Source organism: Burkholderia sp. Ac-20349 (assembly GCF_017104865.1).
Lineage (GTDB): Bacteria > Pseudomonadota > Gammaproteobacteria > Burkholderiales > Burkholderiaceae > Burkholderia > Burkholderia aenigmatica.
Window position 1 is genome coordinate 24,643 of record NZ_JAAGPM010000091.1, and the last position, 6,983, is coordinate 31,625.

Sequence of the window (6,983 nt, forward strand, 5' to 3'; positions counted from 1 at the left end):
CGGCCGAGCCCATTCGCTCGGCGCACCCGGTGCCGGCATGCGGTGCGACGCCGCGTCCGCTTCGTCAAAGGTGAGGATTTACAGGAGCTATGGTGAGTATCTTCGGGAATTGCACGGCGCCATCCACAAACACGCGAGCGGTGATCGGAATTCGCGGCACGCGTGCACCGCGAGAATGGCGCTGGCCGATGCGCATAGGCTGCGCAGTTGCAGGTCTGTTTACGGGAATTCGCCGCGATATGCGGTCGAATCGCGGCGAATTCGCAAAACGGGATCCGTTAATTGCGCGGCGTCGCAGTTCAATACGCCAGCGGGAATCGCGCCGGGAATGCACAAAAACAAAACGGTGCGACGGCCGTATGGCCATTCGCACCGTCAGTCAGCACGCTAAAGGTGAGGTTTTTCGGGAGTCAGTCCTTGATCAGGAAACGCTCGCGATTCTTGCCGAGCCACGCCGGCGCCCGCCCGCGGCCACTCCAGGTTTCGCCCGTCTTCGGGTTCTGGTATTTCGGCGGCGACGTCCGCTTCGGCTTCGCTGTGGCAGCGGCTCCCCCTACCGGGCGAAACCCGAGCTCTTCCGGCGTAATGTCGTATTCCTCGATTTTCGCGCGGATATCGGCAATCGCATCGGCAATCGCCTTTTCGCGTTCCTTGTCGATCTTTTGCTGAAGCCGTTCGAGCTGCACGGTCAGTTGCCTGTAGGTCGCCATATGGATGGGACTCCGTGAGGGTTATTCGTGAAAAATAAATGACGCTCAGCCAACAGAAAAGCGCTTCGCCCGATCGTGGTCTCCTCAGCCGGTTATCTCGGGATCAGTAACCGCTTTTCTTCTTGCACGCGAAGAGAAGATTTCGCGTTGTGTCATCACTCGATTGCTGAAGCACGTCGAAATCCCCGTTGCAGATCGCCCGGGCGTTGTCCGTGCAATTGCTCCAGTCGCGGCCGGTGCATTGCACCTGCGTAGTCGGACGCCCGTCCGAAGTGAACAGTGGCGCGGCGCCGCCACACCCGCCGAGCCCTGCAACCAGAGCCAACACGACGGCCGCCCGAGGCCACCGACAGACCGACGCAAGCATGTGTTTCATTGTTCTTCCCGTCAACCTTTTTTTGAATGTCGCGAGTATGCCATGCGCGGCCCTTCCACCGTCAGTCCGGCGTGCGGCCGGGTTGCCCGCGCGCCTTGTACGGCAAGCGCTTGCGCGGATCGTCGGTGATGCGAACGAATACCTGCTCGACGTCCGGAAGCGCCTCGAGTTCGCGTTGCAACGCCTGGCGATCGAACGCCGTATCCGCACATCCTTCGACGTAAATGAAACGCCGCTGCACGGTGATCCACAGGCTCGTGCCATGCAGCCGATCGGAGCCGGCGAAGTGCGCCTTCACCGCGTCGGCGATCGGTGCGTCATACATATACGAGTTCGGCTTCGAGCAGCGGTGCGCGAGCCAGCAGGTGGTGCCGCGTTCCGCGCGGTAATGCGCATCGTCCGTCATCTCGGCGCGGGTCATCCACGGGCCGAGCGGCAACGGGCATTCGGCCACGTCCTGCGACAGCGCGATAAATGGATCGTTGTACCAGTTGCGCCGCGCCTCGGGTGCGTCGACGTCGCCCGACTGCGCGAGCGCAGTGGTCGCCAGCACCATCGTCAGCCACCCTGCGATGCCGATCCGCTTCATCGTGATCTCCTGTTCGATGCATCACGTCCGACCGCGCCGGCTTTGCCGATCGGCCTACCGGTCGATGCCCAACGCCGCCAGCTTCTTGTACAGCGTCGCGCGGCCGATCCCGATGCGCGCGGCCGCTTCCACCACCTTCCCGTCGCAGGCCGCCAGCGCATCGGTCAGGAACTGGCGCTCCCACGCCGCCAACGCATCCGCATACGAAGCGGCCGGCGCAGCAGGCACCTCGCCCGCCCGCCGCTCGGCCGGCGATACGGCCGCCCGCTGCGCCGATGCTGCGCCGTCCGTCGACACGCGCACCGGCCCAAGGAACGGCGCGAGCGCACGCGCATCGATCACCGACCGGTCCGACAGCATCAGCGCGCGTTCGAGCGTATTGCGCAACTCGCGCACGTTGCCGGGCCACGGATACGCACACAGCATCCGCAACGCATCGTCGGTCAGCTCGCAATGGGCGGCGCGGCCGTGCTGCGCGGCCAGTTCCTCGAGCGTCGCGTAGACGAGCGCCGCGATGTCGGACGCGCGCTCGCGCAGCGGCGGCGCGTGGATCGTCAGCACGTTCAGCCGGTAATAGAGATCCGCGCGAAAACGCCCGGCCGCGACCAGCGCCGGCAGGTCCGCGCTCGTGGCAGCGATGATCCGGACGTCCGCGCGCACGATCCGGTTCGAGCCGACCGGCTCGAATTCCTTGTCCTGCAGCACGCGCAGCAGCTTGCCCTGCAGCGGCAGCGGCATGTCGCCGATCTCGTCGAGAAACAGCGTGCCGCGATCGGCCAGCTCGAACTTGCCGACGCGCCCCTTGCGGTCGGCGCCCGTGTACGCACCGGGCGCCGCGCCGAAGAATTCGGTTTCGAGCAGCGTGTCCGGAATCGCGGCGACGTTGACGGTCACGAGCGGCTGGAGGGCACGCGCCGACGCCGCGTGGATCGCATGCGCGAGCAGTTCCTTGCCGGTGCCCGTCTCGCCGAGCAGCAGCACCGGCGAATCGACCTGCGCGGCGCGGCGCGCCTGGCGCTTGGTTTCGAGGCTCGCGGCGCTCGTGCCGACGAAGCTCGCGAACGTGTATTTCGCGCGGCGCGCCTGCGCGAGCGAACGCTGCGTCGCGATCAGTTGCTGCTGAAGCTGTGCGTAGCGGGAAAAAATCGGCGTGAGCGTCTTCAACTGGTCGAACAGCGCGAAGCCGATCGCGCCGACCGTTTCGCCGGCCTCGTTCTTCAGCGGCAGGCGCGTGACGACGAGCGGCTCGCGGCCCGTCTCCATGATGTCGAGCAGGATCGGCTGCCCGGTCGACACGACCTCGCGCATCAGGCTGTTCGGGATCACGGCCTCGCAGTCGAGGCCGACGGCCTGCTGCGGATCGGCGAAACCGAAACGCGCCGCGTACCGTTCGTTCATCCACACGACGCGCGCATCGCGATCGACGACCACCGTGCCCGCGCTCGAATCCTCGAAGGTCCGGAACAGCGACTCGGCGGCGCGCCGCAGCACGTCGCCGTAGTTGACGGGCAGGCGGGCCCAGTCGTTCATCATCGTGTCTTCGTCTCCGTGTATTTTCGACCGGTTGTCTCCGGATCGAGACGGATTATCTCACTTCGGAGACACGCCGCGATGCGTTGTCCGGGAAAGTCCTGCCCGATTCCAGGGGCTGGCCGGACGGCCATTTCGTCTCCGGATGGAGACGTTTTATGTAGAATCGTCAGACAACGACCGGCGCGGGCCCGCCGGTCTCCGGCGGACCCACGTCCGGCGGCGCAATCCGGCCGATGGCACGAAACCTGCACGAACCTGAGCCGGTCCGCGGCGCGTCGCGCGATCGAACAACAACCAAAGCCATTAGGAGACTCCCTTGTCTTTCGTGATCGTCCTCGCCGCGCTGGCGTTCCTGATGTTTGCCGCGTATCGCGGCTACAGCGTGATCCTGTTCGCGCCGATCGCCGCGCTCGGCGCGGTGCTCCTGACCGACCCCGCCGCCGTCGCCCCGGTCTTCTCCGGCATCTTCATGGAGAAGATGGTCGGCTTCGTCAAACTGTATTTCCCGGTGTTCATGCTTGGCGCGGTGTTCGGCAAGGTGATCGAACTCTCCGGGTTCTCCGAGTCGATCGTCCACGCGGCCATCCGCTACATCGGCCGCTCGCGTGCGAATGCGGTGATCGTCGCGGTGTGCGCGCTACTCACCTATGGCGGCGTGTCGCTGTTCGTCGTGGTGTTCGCGGTCTATCCGTTCGCGGCCGAGCTCTATCGCCAGAGCAACATTCCGAAACGATTGATGCCCGGCGCGATCGCGCTCGGCGCGTTCTCGTTCACGATGGATTCGCTGCCCGGCACGCCGCAGATCCAGAACATCATCCCGACCACGTTCTTCAAGACGACCGCGTGGGCCGCACCGGCGCTCGGTACGATCGGCTCGCTGTTCATCATCGTCGTCGGCCTCAGCTACCTGGAATGGCGCCGCCGCTCGGCGATGGCGAAGGGCGAAGGCTACGGCACGTCGCTCGTCAACGAGCCGGAGCGCGTCGAGACGACGTCGCTGCCGAATCCCGCACTCGCGATCCTGCCGCTGATCCTCGTCGGCGTGTCGAACTTCGCGTTCACGAAGCTGATCCCGCAGTGGTATGGCGCCGCGTCGTACACGGTCGCGCCGGACGTGCTGCCGGGCGTGCACGCGCCCGTCACGGCATCGATCAAGACGGTCGTCGCGATCTGGTCGGTCGAGGCCGCGCTGCTGCTCGGCATCGTGCTGGTGGTGCTGACCGCGTTCAAGCGTGTCAGCGATCGCTTCGCGGCCGGCTCGAAGGCCGCCGTCGGCGGCGCGCTGCTCGCCGCGATGAACACCGCGTCGGAATACGGCTTCGGTGGCGTGATCGCCGCACTGCCGGGCTTCCTGGTCGTGGGCGATGCGCTGAAGAGCATTCCGAACCCGCTCGTCAACGCAGCCGTGTCGGTCAGCTCGCTCGCCGGTATCACCGGCTCGGCGTCGGGCGGCATGAGCATCGCGCTCGCCGCGATGTCGGACCTGTTCATCAAGGGTGCGCAGGCCGCCAATATCCCGCTGGACGTGCTGCACCGGGTCGTCGCGATGGCGAGCGGCGGCATGGACACGCTGCCGCACAACGGCGCGGTGATCACGCTGCTCGCGGTCACGGGCCTCACGCACCGCGAGTCGTATCGCGACATCTTCGCGGTCACGGTCATCAAGACGCTCGCCGTGTTCTTCGTGATCGCCGTGTACTACACGACGGGGCTCGTCTAACACCCTCCGCGGCGGCCCGTCTCAGGGCCGCCGCCCGCCGGCCGCGTCGATGCGGCCGGTTCCTCCCCGCTCCTCCCCTTTTTGCCGGGCACCGTTCAGGCACGCTCGACGGCTCGCTCATTGTTGTCTTCCGCAGAACACTACGTTGGGCGTAGCGGCATTTTTCGCGAGTCGGGCGAGGCCTACACTGGTTTCGACGGTCACCGTGTGCGATCGGCACCGTCGAAAACATGGAGGTATCCGCTCATGAACCCGCTGATCCGTACGATCGCCCTCGCGGCCGCATTCGCCGCTCCCGTCGCCGCGCTGGCACAATCGAACTCGCCGCTCACACGCGCCGAAGTTCATTCAGAAGTGGTTGCGCTGAAAAAGGCCGGCTTTCAGCCGAGCGACTGGTTCTACCCTGCCAGCATTCAGGCCGCCGAGGCGAAGATCGCCCGGCAACAGGGCGCGCCGCAGGCCGCAGGCACCGGATACGGCCGTCGCGGCGCGTACACCACGGGCCAATAGTCGGGTTTCGAACCCGTGAAACGCGCTCGCGTCAGCGCCGCGTTCCCGGCCCGCGCAGCGCGCACCGGTCAGCGCGGCTCGATGCTCGCTTTCGCGTAGGACTCGCGCTCCAGCTCCAGTATTTCCGCGCACAGTTGCAGGTGCGTGCCGGGCGGCGCGACGACGTGCCGCTTCAGTTCCGCCAGCACCTGCTCCGAGAATTCGCGCTTGACGTCCGTCGTCCGGCCGCTCAGCACCGCGAGCTTCGCATGGACGAACGCGCGCGGCGCCGGCGACGTGCCGACCGCGAAGGTATCGAACCGCAGCGCGCGGCTCTTGATGTCGAGCTCGTCGAAATGGCCGGACGCGGCCAGTACGGCATTGAGCGCGCGCAGGGTCGCGCCGGCGTCGAACCCGTCGAGGTTCGCGGAATATTCGAGCGTCAGATGGGGCATGGTGTCGGTGGCCTCGTTGGTATCGGGAAAAGCGCCGGCCGGCATCCCGAAAGCTCACACAGTGCCACCGGATGCTATGCCTTGACCGGCTGGATCAGGCGCACGCAGGCGCTTGCCTGCGGATCGCCGGCGGGCAGTTTCCCACAGATGCCGTCGAACTGCTTCGCGATCGACCTGACCGATGCATCGTGCGCGCCGCTGCCGCGCCAGCGGTTCAGCTGCGTGACGACCTTGGTCAACGCGCGCAGGTTCGCACCGTAGAACGCGTCCCGGGTCTTGTCGGCCTGCGCGAGCACGCTCGCGGCAATCCCTTCGATGCGCGCCGAATCGTCCGGCGCCAGTTCGACCGCATTCGCAAAATAGGTCGCACCCCAGCGCAGCTTCGTCGCCGGTCCGCTCGCCGCGTCGTATGCCTTGCGGTACCAGTCGAGCGCCGCGGCCTTGTCGCCACGCGCTTTCGCATTCGCGGCCAGCCCGGACATGAAGTAGTACGGGGTGGACGAACGCGGCAACTCGGCCTTCAGCAACGCTTCCGACTCGTCGTACAGGCCCGCGTCGGTCAGCGTGTCCGCGCCTTCGCTGACGAGCGCCTGCCGCTCGTAGGCATTCGCGGCGCCCTGCACCGATGCGGCGATCTGCTTGCGCGCGGTATCGGCCAGCGCCGGCGCCGTCAGCGGCGCGCCCTTGTGCGCGTCGCCGCGCGCGAGCAGCACGCGGCCGTGCAGCGCCATCAGCCGGTCGATCGACGACAGCGTGGCGTCGGTCGACAGCCACGCAAGCGCCGCATCGTATGCGCCGCGCAATTTCGCGCGCTGCGCATCGCCGCCGCCGAGATACGCGACCACGCGCGCGGGCGCCGCGACCAGCACGTCCGAATCGGCCCGCGACCATGCGGGATCCTGCAGCACCGTGCGCAGCGAATCGGCAAGCGCCGCCTTGTCGAGCGCGCCGGCCTGCGCAGGATCGTCGGACGCGGCGACCACGGCCGCTTTCAACGCTTCTTCATAGAGTGCGCCGAGCAACGCACCGGCCTTTTCCTCGACGGCCTTCGGGATCGCGGCACCGTCGAGCCTGACTTTGGACGCTGAACGGATCCGTTCCCAGAAATGGT

The 6,983-nt window shown here is 66.6% G+C and carries 7 protein-coding genes and 1 pseudogene; 2 read left to right on the top strand and 6 right to left on the bottom strand.

All coding sequences use genetic code 11. The features are described from left to right. Positions 1–410: 410 nt before the first annotated feature. The 4 genes from G3N61_RS25815 to G3N61_RS25825 all read right to left on the bottom strand — a co-directional run bounded on the left by G3N61_RS25815 (position 411) and on the right by G3N61_RS25825 (position 3,208). Entirely contained in the window at positions 411–710 is a 300-nt protein-coding gene (locus tag G3N61_RS25815) for an H-NS histone family protein (RefSeq protein WP_043181183.1), read from the bottom strand. Positions 711–813: 103 nt separating this feature from the next. Continuing rightward, positions 814–1,086 carry a hypothetical protein gene (locus G3N61_RS39710; RefSeq protein ID WP_063763449.1) on the bottom strand — a complete coding sequence of 91 codons (273 nt, stop codon included), beginning with the start codon at positions 1,084–1,086 and terminating at the stop codon, positions 814–816. A gap of 61 nt (positions 1,087–1,147) precedes the next feature. Continuing rightward, the gene (locus G3N61_RS25820) at positions 1,148–1,675 is read right to left on the bottom strand and encodes a BON domain-containing protein (RefSeq protein ID WP_089451634.1); all 528 of its coding nucleotides are present in this window, start codon (positions 1,673–1,675) and stop codon (positions 1,148–1,150) included. 54 nt (positions 1,676–1,729) lie between these two features. Next, positions 1,730–3,208: a sigma 54-interacting transcriptional regulator gene (locus G3N61_RS25825; RefSeq protein ID WP_175024884.1), complete on the bottom strand. Its 1,479-nt coding sequence runs from the start codon at positions 3,206–3,208 to the stop codon at positions 1,730–1,732. 316 nt (positions 3,209–3,524) lie between these two features. On the opposite strand from G3N61_RS25825, the gene G3N61_RS25830 reads away from it, so the two are divergent. After that, positions 3,525–4,928: a GntP family permease gene (locus G3N61_RS25830; protein WP_043181187.1), complete on the top strand. Its 1,404-nt coding sequence runs from the start codon at positions 3,525–3,527 to the stop codon at positions 4,926–4,928. A 246-nt stretch (positions 4,929–5,174) separates the two neighbouring features. Then, positions 5,175–5,438, top strand: coding sequence for a DUF4148 domain-containing protein (locus tag G3N61_RS25835; RefSeq protein WP_205823911.1), 264 nt, complete (start codon positions 5,175–5,177; stop codon positions 5,436–5,438). 68 nt (positions 5,439–5,506) lie between these two features. On the opposite strand, the gene G3N61_RS25840 is transcribed toward G3N61_RS25835, so the two are convergent. Both G3N61_RS25840 and G3N61_RS25845 read right to left on the bottom strand, forming a co-directional pair. Then, positions 5,507–5,872 carry a 5-carboxymethyl-2-hydroxymuconate Delta-isomerase gene (locus G3N61_RS25840; RefSeq protein ID WP_043181501.1) on the bottom strand — a complete coding sequence of 122 codons (366 nt, stop codon included), beginning with the start codon at positions 5,870–5,872 and terminating at the stop codon, positions 5,507–5,509. 74 nt (positions 5,873–5,946) lie between these two features. Further along, positions 5,947–6,983: pseudogene (locus tag G3N61_RS25845) on the bottom strand (thioredoxin family protein); the annotation flags it as partial.